Origin of the sequence: Pseudomonas lyxosi, assembly GCF_047758685.1 — a bacterium.
GTDB classification, from domain to species: Bacteria; Pseudomonadota; Gammaproteobacteria; order Pseudomonadales; family Pseudomonadaceae; genus Aquipseudomonas; species Aquipseudomonas lyxosi.
In genome coordinates this window covers 1,549,861-1,568,659 of the sequence record NZ_CP180481.1, presented here as the reverse complement: position 1 = coordinate 1,568,659, position 18,799 = coordinate 1,549,861, and the positions used below count along the sequence as shown (strand labels likewise).

Sequence of the window (18,799 nt, the reverse complement as noted above, 5' to 3'; positions counted from 1 at the left end):
CTTGTTCTTGCGGAGTCGTTCCATGCGTAGCCCTCTGATTGTTGCCGCCCTTGGCCTTCTGTTATTGGCCGATGTTGCCCAGGCGCACACTCTGGTCGCCACCAGTAACATCATCATCAATGCCACCCAACGCACCCTTGATTTCACTTCCGATACCACGACGTCCATCCGTGACTCGAAGATCGTTCGTGAAGCCCACGACGATGCGGCCAGTTTCGTCGCCAGCAATGGCGAGATTCGTGGCGCGCACCTGGAAGCGGCCTTCAACACGTTGCGCACCCGCGTGCCGGAAGCCCGCGACGCCAGTGATCAGGTTCTCGCCGAAGCCATCCTCGCACTGTGAGGTCGCCAGGCGCCTGGCTGTTGGCCGGGGTCATGTTGCTGCTCGGCAACACGGCCCAGGCTGACTTGCAATTAAGGCTTAAAACCGAAGGCCTCAGCCCCGCTCAACAACAGGCCAGTCAGGCGTTGCTCGATGAAGCCATGCAGGCGCTGCCGCCGCGGTTCATCGAGCAGCTTGACCGACGCATCGACGTCGGCTGGACCGATGACATGCCGAGCAACGCTTACGGCCAGGCGTCGCTGGTGTCCGAGCTCGATCTGAACCGCAACCTGCTTGCCAGCCTCACTGACGGCAGCGCCGCGACCAAAAAGACTTATCGTCCCCATGGCACCGTGCGCCGCGAAATGCTTGCCACGGTGTTGCACGAACTTACCCACATCTATGACCGCTCGCGCCTGTGGCCAGACGCAGATCGCACGCTGATTCAGCGCTGCACCCGGCGCAACAGCAGCACAGGGCTGATTGGCATTCCCGATCAATGCCGCGGCCAGTCCGACCGACGCTTTACACTCAGCGACGACCCGCACCTGCTCGACCTCGCCGGCTGGCCACAGTATGTAGGCCGTCGTGGCGAACGCGAACAGTACAACCGGCAGATTGCCCGCAGCCCGGACATTTACGAGACGAGCAGCCCCAAGGAGTTCGTCGCGGTCAACATGGAGTATTTCCTTCTCGACCCCGCCTACGCCTGTCGCCGTCCTGCGTTGTACCGCTACTACAAAGAACATTTCGGCTGGGCGCCCGCCGCTAAAGACACCTGCGGCAAATCCTTCTCCTTCCTCAATGCCGGCAACGATTTCGCCAAAACGCCACTGGGCCAGGTCGATCCGGAACGGGTGTACGCCGTCGACTATCTGCTGGCTGAAGCCAACCAGAACTGGGTAAGCCGCTGGGGTCACAGCATGTTACGGCTGGTGATCTGCGCCCCCGGCCGCCCCCGTGGGCCGGATTGTCGCTTGGACCTGGATCAGCATCTGGTGTTGTCCTACCGCGCCTTCGTCGGTGACGTACAGCTGTCGAGTTGGGATGGACTGGTGGGCAAATACCCGTCGCGCCTGTTTGTCCTGCCACTGGCCCAGGTGATCGACGAATACACCAAAACCGAACTGCGCAGCCTGGCTTCGGTGCCGCTAAATCTGTCGCGTAGCGAGATCGAAGACGTGGTGGAACACGCCGCCGAAATGCACTGGAGTTACGACGGCAACTACTTCTTCCTGTCCAATAACTGCGCTGTAGAGGGCCTGAAGTTACTGCGTAGCAGCACCAACAATACAAAACTGGTCGGGTTGGACAGCATCATGCCAAACGGTTTGCTGGAGGTGCTCAAGGGCCGCGGACTGGCGGACACCAGCGTGCTCGATGATCCCCGCGAAGCGCTGCGTCTGGGCTATCGTTTCGACTCCTTCCGCGATCGTTATCAAGCGATGTTCGAAGTGCTGAAGAAGCACTTGCCGATCAAGCAGGAAAAGGTCGAAGACTGGCTCGCATTGAAAGCTGAAGAGCGCCGGCAATGGATCGACCAAGCCGATTTGCGCACCAGCGCAGCCTTGCTGTTACTGGAGCAGGCAGCCTTCCGCCAACAATTGGTGCTGGCCCAGGACGAAGTAAAGCAGCGCTATCTGGGCGCTCGGGAACTGAAGAACGGCGGCATGGACAAGGCCAACGCAACCCTGCAGCAAATTCTTGCCAACAGCGGCTTCCTCAGCCGTCCGGCGGAGCTGCTCGGCACCGGTGGTTATGGATTGCCGCAGCCAAGTGAGTGGCAACGTCTGGAGTCGGAAAGCAGCCTGCGCCAGAAACAACTTCAGGCGCTGACAGGCGATCTGGACAAAGAAGTGAGAGCGCTGCTCGAACCAAGCCGTGCGGCCGAAATGGCCGCCAATGAAGCCAACCTGAAGCAGGTTGGCGAGCATCTGAGGAAGTTGCACAAGGCTGCGGGCGGGCTGGAGTTGCCGTAAACAACAGGCTTCGCGGCTAATTCGCGAAGCCTTCAGCACCTACCTGCCTCAAAGCACCCCTTCGAGAATTTCATAAACGATCCCGGTTCCTACGGCGATCAGCACAATGTCGCCGCCCGCACGGCGCCATTCGTACCCCGGGTAATATGGCAACCGCCCCAAGGCACGGTTATCGAGGCGTTCGCCGTAATAGCCGTGAGGCAATGGCCGGCCACGCACCAGATGAATACCCGGAGGTGGCGGAGCACCGCGTACGAAATAGCCATGGTTATCGTGGATAGTCTGGCGCACCGGGCCGAAGTCTCGTGGCGGAGGGCCACCGCGATGATTGTCCTGCGGGCCACGGTGATCGTCGCCATGATTGTCACCGCGGTTATCGTAATGGCCTTGCTGCTGGCCGCCGCGGTCGTGATCGTCGCGCTGATCAGCACTCGCATTCAGCAACGGGGTGGCACTGAGCATCAGCACACCCAGGCTGGCAATCAGACGTTTCGGCATTTTCATCGGGTCTTTCCTCACTGCACATACAGCAAAAAGGGCTTCAGAACGTAGTCCTGAAGCCCTCGGTCTTGCTGTTTAGTCTGTGCCGCGAGGCTCTAATTCCTCTGTATCAGGAACTTTACCTTCAGCTGACGCGGGCTTTACGCACACCTTCGGCCAGCGCCGAGCAAAGGCTCAACACTCCATCAATGGCTTGATCCGGAGTCGACGCATTGGCGATGTGATCGATCAACGCCGAACCCACCACCACGCCATCAGCCAGACGCGCGATGGACGCCGCTTGCTCCGGTGTACGAATACCAAAACCGATGCTGATCGGCAGATCGGTATGGCGACGCAGACGGGTAACGGCTTCTTCAACGTGTTCCAGCGTTGCTGCGCCGGCACCGGTCACACCGGCCACGGACACGTAGTAGACGAAGCCGGAGCTGCCGTTCAGGACGGTCGGCAGACGTACATCATCAGTCGTCGGGGTGGTCAGACGGATGAAGTCCAGACCGGCAGCCTGGGCCGGGTCGCACAGCTCGCCGTTATGCTCGGGTGGCAGGTCGACCACGATCAAACCGTCAACACCGGCCTCTTTGGCATCGGCGATGAAGCGCGGCACGCCGTACATGTGAATCGGGTTGAAGTAACCCATCAGCACCAGCGGCGTCTCGGTATTGCCTTCACGGAACTCGCGAACCATTTGCAGGGTTTTCGCCAGGTTCTGCTTGGCGCCGAGGGCGCGGATGTTGGCCAGCTGGATTGCCGGGCCATCGGCCATTGGATCGGTGAAGGGCATGCCCAACTCGATCACGTCGGCACCCGCGCCGGGCAAGCCTTTGAGGATCGCCAGGGAAGTGTCATAGCTCGGGTCGCCAGCGGTCACGAAGGTCACCAGGGCGGCACGATTCTGTTCCTTGAGTTCGGCAAAACGCGTTTGCAGGCGGCTCATCAGTGTTTCTCCTGCTTCGATTGCTCTTGCTGAGAGTGTTCCATGTGGTGCATCACGGTCTGCATGTCTTTGTCCCCGCGACCGGACAGGTTGACCACCATCAGGTGATCTTTCGGCAGGGTCGGTGCGCGCTTGAACACTTCGGCCAGGGCATGGGCGCTTTCCAGTGCAGGAATAATCCCTTCCAGGCGGCAGCATTTGTGGAACGCGTCGAGGGCTTCGTCGTCGGTTACCGAGGTGTACTGAACTCGGCCGATGTCATGCAACCAAGCGTGTTCCGGGCCGATGCCTGGATAGTCGAGGCCGGCAGAGATGGAGTGAGCGTCGATGATCTGACCATCGTCGTCCTGCAGCAGGAAGGTACGGTTGCCGTGCAGTACGCCCGGTACGCCCCCGTTCAGGCTGGCTGCGTGCTTGCCGGTTTCGATGCCGTAACCGGCCGCTTCAACGCCGATGATCTCGACGCTTTTGTCGTCGAGGAACGGGTGAAACAGGCCCATGGCGTTGGAGCCGCCACCGATGCACGCCACCAGGCTGTCCGGCAGACGACCTTCCTGGTCTTGCAGTTGAGTACGGGTTTCTTTGCCGATAACGGCCTGGAAGTCGCGAACCATGGCTGGATATGGGTGCGGACCGGCGACAGTGCCGATCAGGTAGAAGGTGCTGTCGACGTTGGTCACCCAGTCACGCAGGGCTTCGTTCATCGCGTCTTTCAGGGTGCCGGTACCGGCCACGACCGGGATCACTTCGGCGCCCAGCAGCTTCATACGAAATACGTTGGCCTGCTGACGTTCGATGTCGGTAGTGCCCATGTAGATCACGCAATCGAGGCCAAAACGCGCAGCCACGGTGGCGGTCGCCACGCCGTGCATGCCAGCGCCGGTCTCGGCGATGATGCGTTTCTTGCCCATGCGCCGCGCCAGCAGGATCTGGCCGATGCAGTTGTTGATCTTGTGCGCGCCGGTGTGGTTCAGCTCTTCGCGCTTGAGGTAAATCTTCGCGCCGCCGCAGAACTCTGTCAGACGTTCGGCAAAGTACAGTGGGCTTGGACGACCCACGTAGTCGCGCTGGAAGTAGGCCAGTTCTTCTTTGAATGCAGGATCATCCTTGGCCAATTCGTATTCACGGGCCAGATCGAGGATCAACGGCATCAGGGTTTCGGCGACGTAACGGCCGCCGAACGCGCCAAACAGGCCGTTGGCGTCGGGGCCGTTGCGCAGATTAGTCTGGGTCATGGGTCGCTCCGGTTGAATGCGTGGGATGACAATGCGCTTAACTCTACCCCTGACGCCTTGAGCTGAAAACCGATAAGATCGCTGCAACCCGTCAGGAAAACTCACAGATACCATGAGCCATGACCTTCCTCCGCTGAACGCCCTTCGGGCCTTCGAAGCGACTGCCCGTCTGAACAGCGTCAGCAAGGCGGCCGAACAGCTGCACGTCACCCATGGCGCAGTCAGCCGACAGCTCAAGGTGCTGGAAGAGCACCTCGGGGTGAGCCTGTTCATCAAGGATGGACGCGGCCTTAAACTCACAGATGCCGGCATTCGATTACGCGATGCCAGCGGAGAAGCGTTCGAGCGTTTACGGACTGTGTGCGCAGAGCTGACCCAAAGCACCGCCGACGCACCGTTCGTACTGGGTTGCTCGGGCAGTTTGCTGGCACGCTGGTTTATTCCCAGGTTGGGACGGTTGAATACCGACCTGCCTGACCTGCGCCTGCACCTGTCGGCTGGCGAGGGTGATCTCGATCCACGTCGCCCTGGGCTGGACGCCTTGCTGGTGTTTGCCGAGCCGCCGTGGCCAGCGGACATGCAGGTCTATGAGTTGGCGAGCGAACGGATCGGCCCGGTCATGAGTCCGCGATTCGCCGGCTACGAACGACTGCAAAACGCACCGCCCGCAGCGCTGCTGAGCGAGCCATTGCTGCACACCACCTCACGCCCGCAGGCCTGGCCAAGCTGGGCACAGCAAAGCGACCTCGACGCCAAAGCATTGAAGTACGGACAGGGTTTCGAGCATTTGTATTATTTGCTGGAGGCCGCAGTGGCTGGCCTGGGTGTGGCGATTGCGCCCGAGCCGCTGGTGGCCGAGGACTTGAAGGCCGGTCGCCTGGTTGCGCCATGGGGCTTCAGTGAAACCCCGGCGCAACTGGCGTTGTGGCTACCCAAGCGCGCCGCGGACGGGCGCGCTCGACAACTGGCGCAGTGGCTCAAAAACGAGCTGCGCCAGACGGATTAGTCACCGCGTTTGAACAGCAGATAAGCCGCGAGCAGACCCAACGCACCGACAGCCACACCCGCAGTCGTCCAAGGGTGTTCCTGGGCGTAGTCCCGCGTGGCAATCCCGGTTTCACGGGTTTTGACTTTGACTTCTTCGTACGCATCGCTGAGCAGATGGCGCGAATGCTTCAGCGCGTTCTCGGCGTTGCTTTTCAAGGCTTTAAGGGTTTTACGCGACTCGTCCGAGGCGTCGTCCTTCAGGTTTTCCAAAGACTTCAGCAGACTCTCGATCTCGGCTTCCATGCTTTGCAATGAGGCTTTACGTAAAGAGGTGTTGGCCATGGTGGCTCTCCTGCATTGATTGAGTTGCGTGTGTTGGTTGGGACTTCAGGGGTTCGAGAAAGTGCAGTAAATCTGAACTTCCACTTCGGATTGGCCGACAGAAGTAATACGAAAAATCACTGCTAGGCTGTATTTCACACCCTGAGGAGAACGCCATGACTGACCATCACACCTACAAGAAAGTCGAACTCGTCGGCTCGTCCACCAGCAGCATTGAAGACGCCATCAACAACGCACTGGCCGAGGCCAGCAAAAGCCTCAAATATATGGAATGGTTTGAAGTGACCGAAACCCGCGGGCACATCAAGGACGGTAAGGCAGCGCACTTTCAGGTGACGCTCAAAGTCGGGTTCCGGATTGCCAGTAGCTGAGTTTGAGCTAATCTTCTGAGCCTGCGCGCTGGCCGAGCGCCATAGGGAATGGCAAAGCGCTACATATGTAAATCCGGCTGATTGCTGGGTGCCCCTATTGATCCGACCAGGGAATGCGACCGATGAAGAATTTTATTTTGGCGGTAGGCTTGTTGAGTCTCGCGGGAACAGCCCTGGCTCAGGGCAAGTCGTGCGAAGAGCTGAAAGCCGAAATCACAGCGAAACTTGATGCCAAGGGCATTTCTAATTATTCACTGGAAATCGTCGATAAAGGCGCTGCTACTGGCGGGAAAATCGTCGGCACCTGTGAAAAAGGCTCCAAGCAAATCGTCTACAAGCAGGGCTGACCTCCCTCGAAAAGGAAAAAGCCGACGCAATGACGTCGGCTTTTTTGTGCCCGCTATTTGAGCGTCAGCCCTTCATGACCTGGGCCAGCAGCTCATAGGAGTGCACGCGATCGGCATGTTCGTACAGGTCGCAGGTAAAAATCAGCTCGTCCGCCTGGGTCTGCTCGATCAGCACTTCCAGTTTTGCGCGAATTTTCTGCGGACTGCCCACCATGGCCAGGCCAAGGAAATCGCCGACGGCTTCTTTTTCATGAGGCAGCCACAGGCCGTCCATGGTTTTTACCGGAGGACGTTGTACCAGGCTCTGACCACGCATCAACGCCAGGATGCGCTGATAGACCGAGGTCGCCAGATAATCGGCCTGCTCGTCGGTGTCTGCAGCCACCAACGGCACACCGAGCATCACGTAGGGTTTATCCAATACCGCTGAAGGCTTGAAGTGATTGCGATAGACGCGAATGGCCTCATGCATGAAGCGCGGTGCGAAATGTGAAGCGAAGGCGTAGGGCAAACCGCGTTCACCGGCCAGTTGTGCACTGAACAAGCTGGAGCCCAGCAGCCAGACCGGGACATTGGTGCCGGTGCCCGGCATTGCGATGATCCGCTGGTCCGGGGTGCGCGGGCCGAGGTAGCGCATCAACTCCGCCACGTCTTCCGGGAACTCGTCGGCGCTGCCGGAGCGTTCACGACGCAAGGCGCGAGCGGTCATCTGATCGGAACCGGGGGCACGACCCAGGCCCAGGTCGATCCGGCCCGGGTATAGACTTTCGAGCGTGCCGAACTGCTCGGCGATCACCAGCGGCGCGTGGTTGGGCAGCATCACACCGCCCGAGCCGACACGAATGGTCGAGGTGCCGCCAGCCAGGTAGCCAAGCAGTACCGAAGTCGCCGAACTGGCAATGCCGTCCATGTTGTGGTGTTCGGCAACCCAGAAGCGGTTGTAGCCAAATTTTTCGACGTGCTGAGCCAGGTCCAGGGAATTGCGCAGCGACTGGGCCGCGCTGCCGTTCTCCCGCACGGGCACCAGATCGAGGGTCGAGAACTTGATATCGGACAGTCGTTTCATAAGCCTGCTTCTCCAATTGAGGGCGCAGGTTTTTTCTTACAAACGAAAACCTGCCGAATCTATAAGCGTGTTTTATGCAATGAGGGCATATACCCGAGTTTCAATAGCAGAGCCAAAATTCCTACGAAATAAGAGGACCGATCACATGAGGTGAACTTTGCACCACGGTCTATCCTCAGAACCCTAACAACCGAAAACCACAAAGGCGCGACGCTTCGCGCCGGATCTTGAGGAGGCATTCATGGCTATCACAAAGAAAGCATCGGCTCATTGGGAAGGTGATCTGAAAACCGGCATCGGCTCGATTTCCACGGAAACCGGTGTCCTCAAAGAAGCGCCCTACGGCTTCAAGGCACGTTTCGAAGGCGGCAAGGGCACCAATCCGGAAGAGTTGATCGGTGCAGCGCACGCGGGCTGCTTCTCCATGGCGTTTTCGATGATTCTCGGCGATGCCGGTCTCAAGGCTGACAGCATCGATACCAATGCCGAAGTCACCCTGGACCAGGTGGACGGCGGATTCGCGATCACGGCAGTGAAATTGATCCTCAAAGCGAAAATTCCTGGGGCGACTCAGGCTCAATTTGAGGAATTGAGCAATAAAGCCAAAGAAGGCTGCCCGGTTTCCAAAGTGCTGAATGCGAAAATCAGCCTGGATGCAACATTGGTCAGCTGATAGGGGTTGTCGCGCTCCCCCGATAAAAGATCGCAGCCTCGGCGGGCTGCGTTCTTTTTTTGCCCAGAAACAAAACCTGGCTGGCGAGATTGTGGTCGAATAAATGACAGCAGCTAAAACGCATCATCGTGCGCGCTGCCTCAAAGGAGCTTCAACCATGAAACGTTTTGCCTTGGCGGTTATCTGTTGCGCGCTGGCCACATCGGCCCTGGCGGCACCGAAATCCTGTGAAGAACTCAAGGCCGAGATTGAAGCCAAGATCCAGGCCAATAACGTCTCGTCCTACACGCTGGAAATCGTCACCAACGACGAAGTACACGATCAGAATATGGTCGTTGGCTCGTGCGAAGGCGGCACGAAAAAAATCATCTACCAGAAGAACGACCGCTGATTCACCTCACATGAGGCAATAGGACTCTCGATCTTCCGCGACGATTTCACGCTTGGCGTTGTACAACCGGGCACCGGGAGTAAACGCTATCGACTGGCCTACCAGCACATAACGTTGGCCGGCTTCGAAATGATCGTAGTTGATGGTCAGGTAGCACAAGCGTTCCGAGGGGCCGTTTATCATGCCCAGGCCCCCACCACCGGGCACTTCAAAGTCGAATCGAACGATCAGCTCATGGCTACCGGGGGTGACCTGGAAAAAACGCCCGTCGCGCAATCGCTGATTGTCCAGTCGTTCGGCCATCAGCAATTTATCGTTGGGGAATGGCGTAGAAAACTCGACCCAGGCCATCTGCGGATTAACCGCTGGTAACGGGCTCTGACAGCCAGCAACGATGCTTGCAGCAAGTAACAGCGTTAACCTGCGCATGATGATTTTCTCAAGGACTAGTCCTTTAGAATAACGCCGATCAGGTGCGTTGGCAGCCTGCCGGTACACCCTGGCCAATCACTTTTCGCTGCTGGTCATAGAGCTTTGCCCACGGCCGAAAGCCGATATTTCCTGCTTTCAGCTGATACCGCTCGCCAGCGTTGAAGTCCTTGAATTTCACGTTTAGCTGACAGTCACGCCACAGTGGTTCGGCGTCGGGTCCGATGTTGCTTGGCGCGACCGGGAATTGGTAACGAACGGTGAGCTCATGGCTACCCGGCTGAACCTCGAAATAGCGCTTGTCGGTGGCGGCCTTGTCATCGACTTCCAGCGCTTGCAGCGCGGTGTCTTCCTGCTTCGACTCCAGGTCGATCCACGCTTGAGCCGGATCATGGCGGGGTAATCCGAATCCAGCACAACCTGCCAGCATCAGCAGGCTTCCTGTCAGCATCAACGTGCGCATAGCGGAGCTCCAGTCAGGCGGGATAGTCTTGCGGGCAGACTCTCCAAGGATGATTCATTTTGATCAGGCCGCTTCCAAGCCTTGGGTTACTTGATCGCGTTTTACGCATTTTGTTTCCGGGCGTGTTGTTTTTGTTTCTCAATGGTTGCGCCGGCGTCAGCTATTACGGCCAATTGGCCAGTGGTCAGCTGCAATTGCTGCGGGTGCGGGAGCCTGTTTCCACAGTGATTGCCGATCCCGGTCGCGATCCGCTATTGCGTGCGCACCTGACTCAATCGCAAAAGGCCCGCACGTTCGCCAGCCAACAGCTGCAGCTGCCGGATAACCAGAGTTACCGTTTGTACGCCGACATTGGCCGGCCGTTCGTAGTCTGGAACGTGTTTGCCACGCCGGAATTTTCCCTGACACCACAGAACCATTGCTTCCCGATCGCCGGCTGCGTCGCCTATCGCGGTTATTACAGTCAGAGCGCGGCCCGCGGTGAAGCTGCGTTGCAACGATTGCAAGGTATGGACGTGTCGATCGGTGGCGTCGAGGCTTATTCGACGCTCGGCTGGTTCAACGATCCGATTATCAGTTCGATGATGTCCTGGGGTGACGAACGATTGGCCACGCTGATCTTCCATGAACTGGCGCATCAACGCTTTTATGTGAAGGACGACACCGAGTTCAATGAGTCTTTCGCCACCTTCGTCGAACAGGAAGGCACCCGCCAATGGCGTGCATTCCGCGGCCTGGCGCCAGACAGCGGCGCGCAGGTGCAGCAACGGGATCAGTTCATTCAATTGGTTCTGGATACCCGCACGCGACTTGAACGGCTGTACACCCTGCCCCTGCCCGCCGACCAGACGCGCCAACGCAAAGCCGACGAGTTCGAACGATTGCGGAGTGAATACCGGCAGCTGCGCGACAGCCAATGGGCCGGGGACAAACGCTATGACGCATGGATCAATGCGCCGATGAACAATGCCCGGCTGTTGCCATTTGGGCTGTACGACCAATGGGTGCCGGCGTTTGCGGCGTTGTTCAGACAGGTGGGTGGGGATTGGGTGAAGTTTTATGCGGCAGTCGAGAGGCTTGGCGCGTTGCCGGTGGGTGAGCGCAAGGCGGCGTTGAATGCTTTGGCTCAATTGAAAAGTCGCGGTGGCTGATCGGGCCTCATCGTCGGAACGCCGCCCGGAGCAAGCTAGCTCCCATAGTGGAACAGTGTTTACAAATCCAATGTGGGAGCGAGCTTGCTCGCGATGGCGGTTCAATTAACGCTGTAAAAACGCCTGATGCATCTCTTCCAGCGTCTCGAAGTGCCAGGTCGGGGCTTCAGCGCTCAACTCTTCCCGGCTGCCAAAACCGTAACCAACAGCCGCCGCATCCAGCCCATTGCTGCGCGCACCGATCAGATCGTGTTTACGATCGCCGATCATCAAGGTGCTGGCCGGGTCCAGGCCTTCTTCGGCCATCAAGTGGGCGATCAGCTCGACTTTGTTGGTCCGTGTTCCATCCAGTTCGCTGCCATAGATCACTTTGAAGTGCTTGGCGAAGTCGAAGTGCCGGGCAATTTCCCGGGCAAAAATCCACGGTTTGGACGTCGCGATGTACAGCTGTCGCCCTTGCCCGCCGAGGGTTTCCAACAAAGGTGTAACGCCGTCGAATACGCGGTTCTCATACAGGCCGGTGACCTTGAAGCGTTCGCGATAGAAGTTCACCGCTTCCCAGGCCTTGGGCTCGTCGAAATCGTAGAACTGCATGAACGCCTGCAACAAAGGCGGGCCGATGAAGTGTTCGAGTTTGGTCAGGTCAGGTTCATCGATACCCAGTTTGCTCAAGGCGAACTGGATCGAACGGGTGATGCCCTCACGTGGATCGGTCAGGGTGCCATCGAGGTCGAACAATACGGTTTGGTAATGCATTTTGAATCCTGAATAAGGGCGCAGGGTCAGAGCTGGTCGTAGCCTTCGGCCAGATGCAAATTCTTGAGCTTCACGTAGTTCGCCGCGCTGTAGGTGAAAAAGGCTTTTTCCTTGTCGGTCAGCGGCCGGACCTGTTTCACCGGGCTACCCACATACAGGAAGCCGCTTTCCAGGCGCTTGCCCGGCGGCACCAGGCTGCCAGCACCGATAATCACGTCGTCCTCGACCACCGCACCGTCCATGACGATGCTGCCCATGCCGATCAGAATCCGACTACCCACGGTGCAGCCGTGGAGCATGACTTTATGCGCGATGGTCACATCGTCGCCAATCAGCAACGGAAAGCCATCGGGATTGAACGGCCCGGCATGGGTGATGTGCAGCACACAGCCGTCCTGCACGCTGGTGCGCGCGCCGATACGGATGCGGTGCATGTCGCCACGAATCACCGTCAGCGGCCAGACCGAGCTGTCTTCGCCGATTTCAACGTCGCCGATCACCACCGCCGAGCCGTCGACAAAAGCGCCTTTGCCCAGTAGCGGCGTGTGGTTCTGATACTTGCGAAGGGTCACGATAGGCTCTCTCTCTTTTGCTGATAGCTGCGGTGAGCGTCGATTGTAATTAAGATGGCGCAATGTTTCTTCCAGCCAAGGTGCCAACCGTGAGCGTGAACAACCCTCTTTTGCAGTCCTACGACCTGCCGCCGTTCTCGGCGATCCGTGCCGAACACGTGCAACGGGCTATTGAACAGATCCTGGCTGACAACCGCGCCGCCATTATCGAGATCCTCAAAACCCAGGGCAAACAACCGACCTGGGCCGGCCTGGTGCTGGCGATGGACGAACTGAATGATCGACTGGGCGCCGCCTGGAGCCCGGTCAGCCACCTGAATGCCGTGTGCAACAGCGCCGAACTGCGCGAAGCCTACGAGTCCTGCCTGCCAGCCTTGAGCGCCTACTCCACCGAGCTGGGGCAGAACCGCGAGTTGTTCGAAGCATTCGAAGCGCTGGCTAACAGCCCCGAAGCTGCCGGTTTCGAGGTGGCGCAGAAAACTATCCTGGAACACTCCCTGCGTGACTTCCGTCTGTCGGGTATCGACCTGCCGGAAGCCGAACAGAAGCGTTACGCCGAAGTGCAGAGCAAATTGTCGGAGTTGGGCAGCCGCTTCTCCAACCAACTGCTCGATGCCACTCAAGCCTGGACCAAACACGTCACCGATGAAGCCTCCCTCGCCGGCCTGACCGATTCGGCCAAGGCGCAAATGGCCGCGGCTGCACAGGCCAAAGGCCTGGAAGGCTTCCTGATCACCCTGGAATTCCCGAGCTACTACGCGGTGATGACCTACGCCCAGGACCGCGCCCTGCGCGAAGAAGTCTACGCCGCCTACTGCACCCGTGCGTCGGACCAAGGCCCGAATGCCGGTCAGAACGATAACGGCCCGGTCATGGAAGAAATCCTCGACCTGCGTCAGGAGCTTGCAAAACTCTTGGGCTTCGCCAGCTTCTCGGAGCTGAGCCTGGCCACCAAAATGGCCGAATCCAGCGATCAGGTACTGAGTTTCCTGCGCGATCTGGCCAAGCGCAGCAAGCCGTTCGCCGCCCAGGATCGGGAACAGCTCAAGGCTTACGCCGCCGAACAAGGCTGCCCGGACTTGCAAAGCTGGGACAGCGGTTTCTACGGTGAAAAGCTTCGCGAGCAGCGCTACAGCGTCGCCCAGGAAGCCCTTCGCGCTTACTTCCCGATCGACAAAGTGCTGGGCGGTCTGTTCGCTATCGTTCAGCGTCTGTACGGCATCGAAATCGCCGAACTGAAAGGCTTCGACACCTGGCACCCGGATGTTCGCCTGTTCGAAATCAAGGAAAACGGCCAGCACGTCGGTCGTTTCTTCTTCGACCTCTACGCCCGCGCCAACAAGCGTGGCGGTGCCTGGATGGACGGCGCCCGCGACCGTCGCCGCACGATCAGCGGCGTATTGCAGAGCCCGGTGGCGAACCTGGTGTGCAACTTCACCCCGGCCGACAGTGGCAAGCCAGCCCTGCTGACCCACGATGAAGTGACCACCCTGTTCCACGAATTCGGTCACGGCCTGCATCACCTGTTGACCCGCGTTGAACACGCCGGCGTATCCGGCATCAACGGCGTGGCCTGGGATGCGGTCGAGCTGCCAAGCCAGTTCATGGAGAACTGGTGCTGGGAGCAGGAAGGTCTGGCGCTGATCTCCGGTCACTACGAAACCGGCGAACCGCTGCCTCAGGACCTGCTGGAGAAAATGCTCGCCGCGAAGAACTTCCAGTCCGGTCTGATGATGGTCCGTCAGCTGGAGTTCTCGCTATTCGACTTCGACCTGCACGCCACCCACGGTGACGACCGTAGCGTGGCGCAGGTACTTGAAGGTGTGCGCGACGAGGTCTCGGTGATGCGTCCACCCGCCTATAACCGTTTCCCGAACAGCTTTGCGCACATCTTCGCCGGCGGTTATGCGGCGGGCTACTACAGCTACAAATGGGCTGAAGTGCTGTCGGCAGATGCCTTCTCGAAATTCGAAGAAGAAGGCGTACTCAACGCCGAGACCGGTCGTGCCTTCCGCGAAGCGATCCTGGCGCGCGGCGGCTCCCAGGAGCCGATGGTGCTGTTCGTCGACTTCCGCGGACGTCCGCCGTCGATTGACGCACTCTTGCGCCACAGCGGCCTGAGTGAGGTCGCGGCAGCATGAGCGAGGGTCCTGTGATCACGAAAAAGCGCTTTATCGCCGGGGCAGTCTGCCCGGCCTGCAGCGAACCGGACAAGTTGATGATGTGGAACGAAGACGAAGTCCCACATCGTGAGTGCGTGGCCTGTGGCTATTCCGATACGCTGAATGAACAAGGCCTGTCGGTACCCAAGGAATTGGGAACGCGGGTCAACACCTCGGCGCTGAAGGTGCCGGACGCCAAGGTTCAGGCCGTGCAGTTTTTCCCGAACCCTAAGCTGAAGAAAAAGCCTGACGAGCAACACTGAGTCAACACCACCTTCCACTCCTGTATGGAGTGGAAGGTGGTAACTATCTACCACCTTTCCCCTGCGCTTCCTTTATAGGCTGACCGAATTCAGCCTCTACTCAAGGAAGACGCCATGCCCGATACCAATCCGCTTTTGCAGGCCTGGGATCTGCCGCCCTGGTCGGAGGTCCGCACCGACCACCTCGTGCCGGCAATCACAGCCATCATTACCGACAACCGGCAGATCATTGCCGAAACCATCATCAGCCAATCCGTATTTCCCAATTGGGATGACCTGGTTCTGGCCATCGATGAAATCGATGCGCGCCTGGGCGAAGCTTTGGGCATCATCCAGATCCTGTCGATGGCGAAACACAACGATACCGCCTGGAACACGGCAGCTGCTGTATGCAGCGACGCCGGGGCGCAGTACCTATCCGAAAAAATGAGCAATCGGCCGTTGTTTGATGCATACCAGCGGTTGGCTAACAGTTCGATCGCCCTCAACTTCGATGAACCGCGCAAGGCCGCGCTGGCCAAGATTCTGCGCAAGTTTCAATTGTCGGGAATCAACTTGCCCCTGACGCAACGGGAACAGCTGGCCCGATTGAACCTTGACATCGATCAGCTCGAAGAGCTGTTTCTCATCCATCTGAAAAGCGCCAACGCTGCATGGACCAAGCACGTCGATAACGTTGCGGTAGTGGAAGGTTTATACCCCACCGTAAAAGATCGTCTGATGCGCCTGGCTAAAGAGGCAGGACATGAAGGCTGGCTGATTCCCCTGGATCACAATACCTACCAGCAAATCATGAGGTATGCCGAAAATCGGGCATTGCGGGAGGAGTATTTCGTGGCGTACTCCACGCGCGCTTCCGATCAAGGCCCGCATGCCGACGAGTTCGATAATGATCCTGTACTGACGTTGCTGCTTTCGCTGCGCAACCAGAAAGCCGAACTGCTAGGTTTCGATAATTTCGCGCAACTGCGTCTGGCCACCGCAGCGGCCGAGTCCACCGATCAAGTTCGTAGTTTCCTGCGTCGGCAAGTGACATTGAACACACCGCTCCTTGCACGGGATTCAAAGGAGCTACAAGCGTTTGCGCTCGAACGGGGCATCTCTGAAGTACGCGCCTGGGACCACGAATTTCTCGCTGAACAACTGCGCCACCATCGTTTCCCTGAAGCCCTGCAGAATCTGCGCGACTATTTTCCCCTGGGCGGCACCTTGCGACGACTCTGCCTGTTCTGCGAACGCCTGTTCGGGATCCGGATCCTAGAGCAGGCAGAATTCAGTCGCTGGCATAACGACGTGCGCCTGTTTGAGATCAGCGAGCATGGTCAGACCATCGGGCATATTTATCTTGACCCGTACCACCGCAAAGAAGCTCCGGATTACGCCTGGACCGGCACGCTACGAAACCGACGAATAAACGCCGAAGGCCGTGTAGCGCTACCGATTGCCAATCTTCACTGCAACTTCACGCCCGGGCTCGACGGCCATCCGTGCCTGCTTGAGCACGAGGATCTGCGGGTGCTTTTTCATGAATTCGGTCATTGTCTGCAACACGTACTGACGAATTCACCGCATCACAACCTTTCCGGCATTTCCCAACTGGGGCGCGATAGTGCGGAATTCGCAGGGCAGGTATTCGAGCAGTGGTGCCTGTCACGGGAGTTTCTATTATGGCTGGGTGCCCACCACCAAAGCGGTGAACGCTTGACCGAGGCGCGGGTAGACGCGGCACTGGCAGCCCTCGAAACCCAGACCAGCCGACAAGCCGCACTCTTGCTGACGGGTGCAATGTTCGATTTCGAAGTGCACCACAGCCAAGGCGATGGTCGTAGCGTTCAGCAGGTATTTGAAGACGTACAGCGGGAGATTCCCCACTTGCAACTGCCGTCCTACTGCCGATTCGCGAACAGCTTTGACTACATGGTGACCGGTTACGCAGCCTCCGTGTACGCCTACACGTGGTCAGGCGTACTGGCCATCGAAGCCTTCAAGCGATTCCGTCAGGATTGGGTATTCAATGCGCAAACAGGGCGAGCCTTTCGCGAGGCGTTTTTTTCTCCGGGCGATTCGCGCTCCTTGCTGACCGCCCTGGAAGCGTTTCTTGAACGGCCGATCGCCGAAGACCTTTTCGCGCTTTCGTCAGAGGCCGTTGCCGGCTGACGCAACGGTTTACTCGACGTGGGCCGATTTGAACCAGCTCTTCATCGAACAACTGGCGAACGGACTCGTGCTGCAATCGCCGTTGGCCAACGCGGTGCGGAGCTTGTCGACATCGACCTGCATCATGTAGCGGACGCCGTCCTTGAAATGAGTGCTGTCACCAAAGCCGCCCTGGGTCATTTCGTTCAGGGCGTCTTCCTTGCTCCAGCCCTGCACCACGACCCGGTACATGGCCGCCATCAGGCCCGTGCGGTCCGAACCATGCTTGCAGTGCATCAGCACCGGTCCATTGGCTTCGGCAGTCTGGATCGTACGAAGAGCTTTGAGTACATCCGCATCATCCACATGGTTGGTGCGATAGGGCAGCTGTACCTGTGCGATCCCTGGTGTCGACAACCAGCTGGAGTCCGACTCGGGCAGGAAATTGATAACGGTCCCGACCTTGAGCTTTTCCAGTAACGGCACGGCGCCTCTGTCGGGCAATGCACTGCGATAGAGCGTCGGGGACATTTTGAAGAGGTTGTATTGCACCTCAACCGATTGAGCCCACTCCGCAGGGCGGGGCAACGCGCTGTCGTCGGCAAGGGCCGGCGTCAGGTTCAAAAGTGCGGCCAGCGACAGGCAGATCGCTGGGATACAACGCGATAGAGACATGCTCGGGTGACCGTTCAGGAGAATCGGGAAGATGACGCCCAGCTTCCCCCCCGAGCAGTCAAAGGCCTGTGAGCCGTCTGTCAAAGAATCGTGAATCAGTCGATCGCTTTCGTCGCAAAACCGAGGTTTTTCAGCTGAATCGGTTCATCTTGATGCTTAGCCTGCTACCATTTGTTACCCCATATTACCGATGCGCCCTATTGCTCCCCGTTTGCTGGCGTTCTGCATCGGTGTCAAAACGAAAAGTCGTCCTGTGAGACGGCTGAAAAACCGCTAATGCCAGATGAGGTGCCACCCTATGTCCGATCAAGATCGAGACAACCCGCGGCGTGAATTTTTGCGCAAATCCCTGACCTTGATCCCGGTGGTCACCGTTGCCAGCACCGGTCTGGGCAGCACGGTCCTGATGGCCGCGCCCGAGGCAGCCCCGGCCAGTTCCGGCAAAGCACCGGTCAGCACCAGCACCTATGAACCAAGCTACTTCACCGCCGAAGAATGGACGTTCATCAAGGCGGCTGTCGCCCAGTTGATTCCAAGCGATGCCCAAGGACCAGGCGCCCTGGAAGCCGGTGTGCCCGAATACATCGACCGCCAGATGAACACGCCTTACGCGGCCGGCGCGCTGTGGTTCATGCAGGGACCGTTCAACGCAGACGCCGCTCCAGAAATGGGCTGGCAGAGCAAACTGGTGCCCAAAGAGATTTATCGCCTGGGCATCGCCGCGACGGATGCTTGGTCGAAAACGTTCAACGGTAAAGTATTTGCTGAGCAAGACAGCGCTACCCGAGACGATTTGCTCAAACAACTCGAGGCCGGAAAACCTCAGTTCGACAGTGTTCCAGCGAAGATTTTCTTCAACCTGCTGCTGCAAAACACCAAAGAAGGGTTCTTCTGCGACCCGATTCACGGCGGCAATAAAGGCATGGTCGGCTGGACCATGATCGGCTTCCCCGGCGCCCGCGCCGATTTCATGGATTGGGTGGAACGCAACGAGCAATACCCCTTCCCGGCAGTTTCGATTCGCGGCGAGAGGGCGTAAGC

General features: G+C 58.5%; 22 protein-coding genes. 12 read left to right on the top strand and 10 right to left on the bottom strand.

All coding sequences use genetic code 11. The features are described 5' to 3' along the window. The first annotated feature begins 22 nt into the window (after positions 1-22). Positions 23-343 carry a DUF2388 domain-containing protein gene (locus ACMXYI_RS07470; protein ID WP_415772529.1) on the top strand — a complete coding sequence of 107 codons (321 nt, stop codon included), beginning with the start codon at positions 23-25 and terminating at the stop codon, positions 341-343. Then, positions 340-2,301, top strand: coding sequence for a DUF4105 domain-containing protein (locus ACMXYI_RS07465; protein ID WP_415772527.1), 1,962 nt, complete (start codon positions 340-342; stop codon positions 2,299-2,301). Before ACMXYI_RS07470 ends, ACMXYI_RS07465 begins: the two co-directional genes overlap by 4 nt. A 48-nt stretch (positions 2,302-2,349) precedes the next feature. On the opposite strand, the gene ACMXYI_RS07460 is transcribed toward ACMXYI_RS07465, so the two are convergent. From ACMXYI_RS07460 to trpB, 3 genes are all read right to left on the bottom strand, one after another. After that, positions 2,350-2,805, bottom strand: coding sequence for an anti-virulence regulator CigR family protein (locus tag ACMXYI_RS07460; RefSeq protein WP_415772525.1), 456 nt, complete (start codon positions 2,803-2,805; stop codon positions 2,350-2,352). Between the two features lie 121 nt (positions 2,806-2,926). Then, positions 2,927-3,739: a tryptophan synthase subunit alpha gene (gene trpA, locus ACMXYI_RS07455; RefSeq protein ID WP_415772524.1), complete on the bottom strand. Its 813-nt coding sequence runs from the start codon at positions 3,737-3,739 to the stop codon at positions 2,927-2,929. Next, on the bottom strand, positions 3,739-4,974 hold the full coding sequence (trpB, locus tag ACMXYI_RS07450) for a tryptophan synthase subunit beta (RefSeq protein ID WP_134421205.1): 1,236 nt from the start codon (positions 4,972-4,974) through the stop codon (positions 3,739-3,741). The genes trpA and trpB overlap by 1 nt, the downstream gene beginning before the upstream one ends. A gap of 112 nt (positions 4,975-5,086) precedes the next feature. On the opposite strand from trpB, the gene ACMXYI_RS07445 reads away from it, so the two are divergent. Continuing rightward, positions 5,087-5,980 (top strand): LysR family transcriptional regulator, encoded by an 894-nt coding sequence (locus ACMXYI_RS07445; protein ID WP_415772522.1) that lies wholly within the window; start codon positions 5,087-5,089, stop codon positions 5,978-5,980. Here the strand turns inward: ACMXYI_RS07445 and ACMXYI_RS07440 are convergent. Further along, positions 5,977-6,303: a DUF883 family protein gene (locus ACMXYI_RS07440; RefSeq protein WP_008152522.1), complete on the bottom strand. Its 327-nt coding sequence runs from the start codon at positions 6,301-6,303 to the stop codon at positions 5,977-5,979. The two genes, ACMXYI_RS07445 and ACMXYI_RS07440, sit on opposite strands and share 4 nt — an antisense overlap. 155 nt (positions 6,304-6,458) lie before the next feature. Here ACMXYI_RS07440 and ACMXYI_RS07435 point away from each other — a divergent pair, with 155 nt between their 5' ends. Beyond that, positions 6,459-6,674, top strand: coding sequence for a dodecin (locus tag ACMXYI_RS07435; protein ID WP_008027736.1), 216 nt, complete (start codon positions 6,459-6,461; stop codon positions 6,672-6,674). Positions 6,675-6,796: 122 nt separating this feature from the next. Beyond that, positions 6,797-7,021: a DUF1161 domain-containing protein gene (locus ACMXYI_RS07430; protein WP_415772520.1), complete on the top strand. Its 225-nt coding sequence runs from the start codon at positions 6,797-6,799 to the stop codon at positions 7,019-7,021. Between the two features lie 64 nt (positions 7,022-7,085). Here ACMXYI_RS07430 and ACMXYI_RS07425 read toward each other — a convergent pair whose 3' ends face one another. Beyond that, complete coding sequence (locus tag ACMXYI_RS07425) at positions 7,086-8,087, bottom strand: LLM class flavin-dependent oxidoreductase (RefSeq protein WP_076029117.1); 1,002 nt, start codon at positions 8,085-8,087, stop codon at positions 7,086-7,088. A 241-nt stretch (positions 8,088-8,328) separates the two neighbouring features. Between ACMXYI_RS07425 and ACMXYI_RS07420 the strand changes: the two genes are divergently transcribed. Then, a complete protein-coding gene (locus ACMXYI_RS07420; protein ID WP_415772518.1) occupies positions 8,329-8,760 on the top strand; it encodes an OsmC family protein in 432 nt (143 codons plus the stop codon). A 157-nt stretch (positions 8,761-8,917) separates the two neighbouring features. Then, complete coding sequence (locus tag ACMXYI_RS07415) at positions 8,918-9,151, top strand: DUF1161 domain-containing protein (RefSeq protein ID WP_258698414.1); 234 nt, start codon at positions 8,918-8,920, stop codon at positions 9,149-9,151. A 6-nt stretch (positions 9,152-9,157) separates the two neighbouring features. Here ACMXYI_RS07415 and ACMXYI_RS07410 read toward each other — a convergent pair whose 3' ends face one another. Beyond that, positions 9,158-9,580 carry a hypothetical protein gene (locus ACMXYI_RS07410; protein WP_415772516.1) on the bottom strand — a complete coding sequence of 141 codons (423 nt, stop codon included), beginning with the start codon at positions 9,578-9,580 and terminating at the stop codon, positions 9,158-9,160. A gap of 40 nt (positions 9,581-9,620) precedes the next feature. Beyond that, positions 9,621-10,043, bottom strand: coding sequence for a hypothetical protein (locus ACMXYI_RS07405; protein ID WP_415772514.1), 423 nt, complete (start codon positions 10,041-10,043; stop codon positions 9,621-9,623). A gap of 59 nt (positions 10,044-10,102) precedes the next feature. Here ACMXYI_RS07405 and ACMXYI_RS07400 point away from each other — a divergent pair, with 59 nt between their 5' ends. After that, entirely contained in the window at positions 10,103-11,194 is a 1,092-nt protein-coding gene (locus tag ACMXYI_RS07400) for an aminopeptidase (protein WP_415772512.1), read from the top strand. 105 nt (positions 11,195-11,299) lie between these two features. Here ACMXYI_RS07400 and ACMXYI_RS07395 read toward each other — a convergent pair whose 3' ends face one another. Together ACMXYI_RS07395 and ACMXYI_RS07390 are read right to left on the bottom strand one after the other, a co-directional pair. Beyond that, complete coding sequence (locus ACMXYI_RS07395; protein WP_415772510.1) at positions 11,300-11,950, bottom strand: HAD family hydrolase; 651 nt, start codon at positions 11,948-11,950, stop codon at positions 11,300-11,302. A gap of 26 nt (positions 11,951-11,976) precedes the next feature. Next, the gene (locus ACMXYI_RS07390; protein WP_150657840.1) at positions 11,977-12,522 is read right to left on the bottom strand and encodes a gamma carbonic anhydrase family protein; all 546 of its coding nucleotides are present in this window, start codon (positions 12,520-12,522) and stop codon (positions 11,977-11,979) included. An 89-nt stretch (positions 12,523-12,611) separates the two neighbouring features. Between ACMXYI_RS07390 and prlC the strand changes: the two genes are divergently transcribed. The 3 genes from prlC to ACMXYI_RS07375 all read left to right on the top strand — a co-directional run bounded on the left by prlC (position 12,612) and on the right by ACMXYI_RS07375 (position 17,104). Then, entirely contained in the window at positions 12,612-14,663 is a 2,052-nt protein-coding gene (gene prlC / locus ACMXYI_RS07385) for an oligopeptidase A (protein WP_415772508.1), read from the top strand. Further along, entirely contained in the window at positions 14,660-14,947 is a 288-nt protein-coding gene (locus ACMXYI_RS07380) for a YheV family putative zinc ribbon protein (RefSeq protein WP_008152496.1), read from the top strand. The genes prlC and ACMXYI_RS07380 overlap by 4 nt, the downstream gene beginning before the upstream one ends. 114 nt (positions 14,948-15,061) lie before the next feature. Further along, complete coding sequence (locus tag ACMXYI_RS07375; RefSeq protein ID WP_415772506.1) at positions 15,062-17,104, top strand: M3 family metallopeptidase; 2,043 nt, start codon at positions 15,062-15,064, stop codon at positions 17,102-17,104. 9 nt (positions 17,105-17,113) lie between these two features. Here ACMXYI_RS07375 and ACMXYI_RS07370 read toward each other — a convergent pair whose 3' ends face one another. Further along, positions 17,114-17,758, bottom strand: coding sequence for a phosphatase domain-containing protein (locus tag ACMXYI_RS07370; protein ID WP_415772504.1), 645 nt, complete (start codon positions 17,756-17,758; stop codon positions 17,114-17,116). A gap of 298 nt (positions 17,759-18,056) precedes the next feature. Here ACMXYI_RS07370 and ACMXYI_RS07365 point away from each other — a divergent pair, with 298 nt between their 5' ends. Next, positions 18,057-18,797 (top strand): gluconate 2-dehydrogenase subunit 3 family protein, encoded by a 741-nt coding sequence (locus tag ACMXYI_RS07365; RefSeq protein WP_415772502.1) that lies wholly within the window; start codon positions 18,057-18,059, stop codon positions 18,795-18,797. The last annotated feature ends 2 nt before the right edge of the window (positions 18,798-18,799 follow it).

Excerpts from the sequence above, each read along its gene's own strand:
- ACMXYI_RS07470 (WP_415772529.1), top strand. The coding sequence starts at position 23 with ATGCGTAGCCCTCTGATTGTTGCCGCCCTTGGCCTTCTGTTATTGGCC.
- ACMXYI_RS07460 (WP_415772525.1), bottom strand. The coding sequence starts at position 2,805 with ATGAAAATGCCGAAACGTCTGATTGCCAGCCTGGGTGTGCTGATGCTC.
- trpA (WP_415772524.1), bottom strand. The coding sequence starts at position 3,739 with ATGAGCCGCCTGCAAACGCGTTTTGCCGAACTCAAGGAACAGAATCGT.
- trpB (WP_134421205.1), bottom strand. The coding sequence starts at position 4,974 with ATGACCCAGACTAATCTGCGCAACGGCCCCGACGCCAACGGCCTGTTT.
- ACMXYI_RS07445 (WP_415772522.1), top strand. The coding sequence starts at position 5,087 with ATGAGCCATGACCTTCCTCCGCTGAACGCCCTTCGGGCCTTCGAAGCG.
- ACMXYI_RS07440 (WP_008152522.1), bottom strand. The coding sequence starts at position 6,303 with ATGGCCAACACCTCTTTACGTAAAGCCTCATTGCAAAGCATGGAAGCC.
- ACMXYI_RS07435 (WP_008027736.1), top strand. The coding sequence starts at position 6,459 with ATGACTGACCATCACACCTACAAGAAAGTCGAACTCGTCGGCTCGTCC.
- ACMXYI_RS07430 (WP_415772520.1), top strand. The coding sequence starts at position 6,797 with ATGAAGAATTTTATTTTGGCGGTAGGCTTGTTGAGTCTCGCGGGAACA.
- ACMXYI_RS07425 (WP_076029117.1), bottom strand. The coding sequence starts at position 8,087 with ATGAAACGACTGTCCGATATCAAGTTCTCGACCCTCGATCTGGTGCCC.
- ACMXYI_RS07420 (WP_415772518.1), top strand. The coding sequence starts at position 8,329 with ATGGCTATCACAAAGAAAGCATCGGCTCATTGGGAAGGTGATCTGAAA.
- ACMXYI_RS07415 (WP_258698414.1), top strand. The coding sequence starts at position 8,918 with ATGAAACGTTTTGCCTTGGCGGTTATCTGTTGCGCGCTGGCCACATCG.
- ACMXYI_RS07410 (WP_415772516.1), bottom strand. The coding sequence starts at position 9,580 with ATGCGCAGGTTAACGCTGTTACTTGCTGCAAGCATCGTTGCTGGCTGT.
- ACMXYI_RS07405 (WP_415772514.1), bottom strand. The coding sequence starts at position 10,043 with ATGCGCACGTTGATGCTGACAGGAAGCCTGCTGATGCTGGCAGGTTGT.
- ACMXYI_RS07395 (WP_415772510.1), bottom strand. The coding sequence starts at position 11,950 with ATGCATTACCAAACCGTATTGTTCGACCTCGATGGCACCCTGACCGAT.
- ACMXYI_RS07380 (WP_008152496.1), top strand. The coding sequence starts at position 14,660 with ATGAGCGAGGGTCCTGTGATCACGAAAAAGCGCTTTATCGCCGGGGCA.
- ACMXYI_RS07375 (WP_415772506.1), top strand. The coding sequence starts at position 15,062 with ATGCCCGATACCAATCCGCTTTTGCAGGCCTGGGATCTGCCGCCCTGG.
- ACMXYI_RS07370 (WP_415772504.1), bottom strand. The coding sequence starts at position 17,758 with ATGTCTCTATCGCGTTGTATCCCAGCGATCTGCCTGTCGCTGGCCGCA.
- ACMXYI_RS07365 (WP_415772502.1), top strand. The coding sequence starts at position 18,057 with ATGTCCGATCAAGATCGAGACAACCCGCGGCGTGAATTTTTGCGCAAA.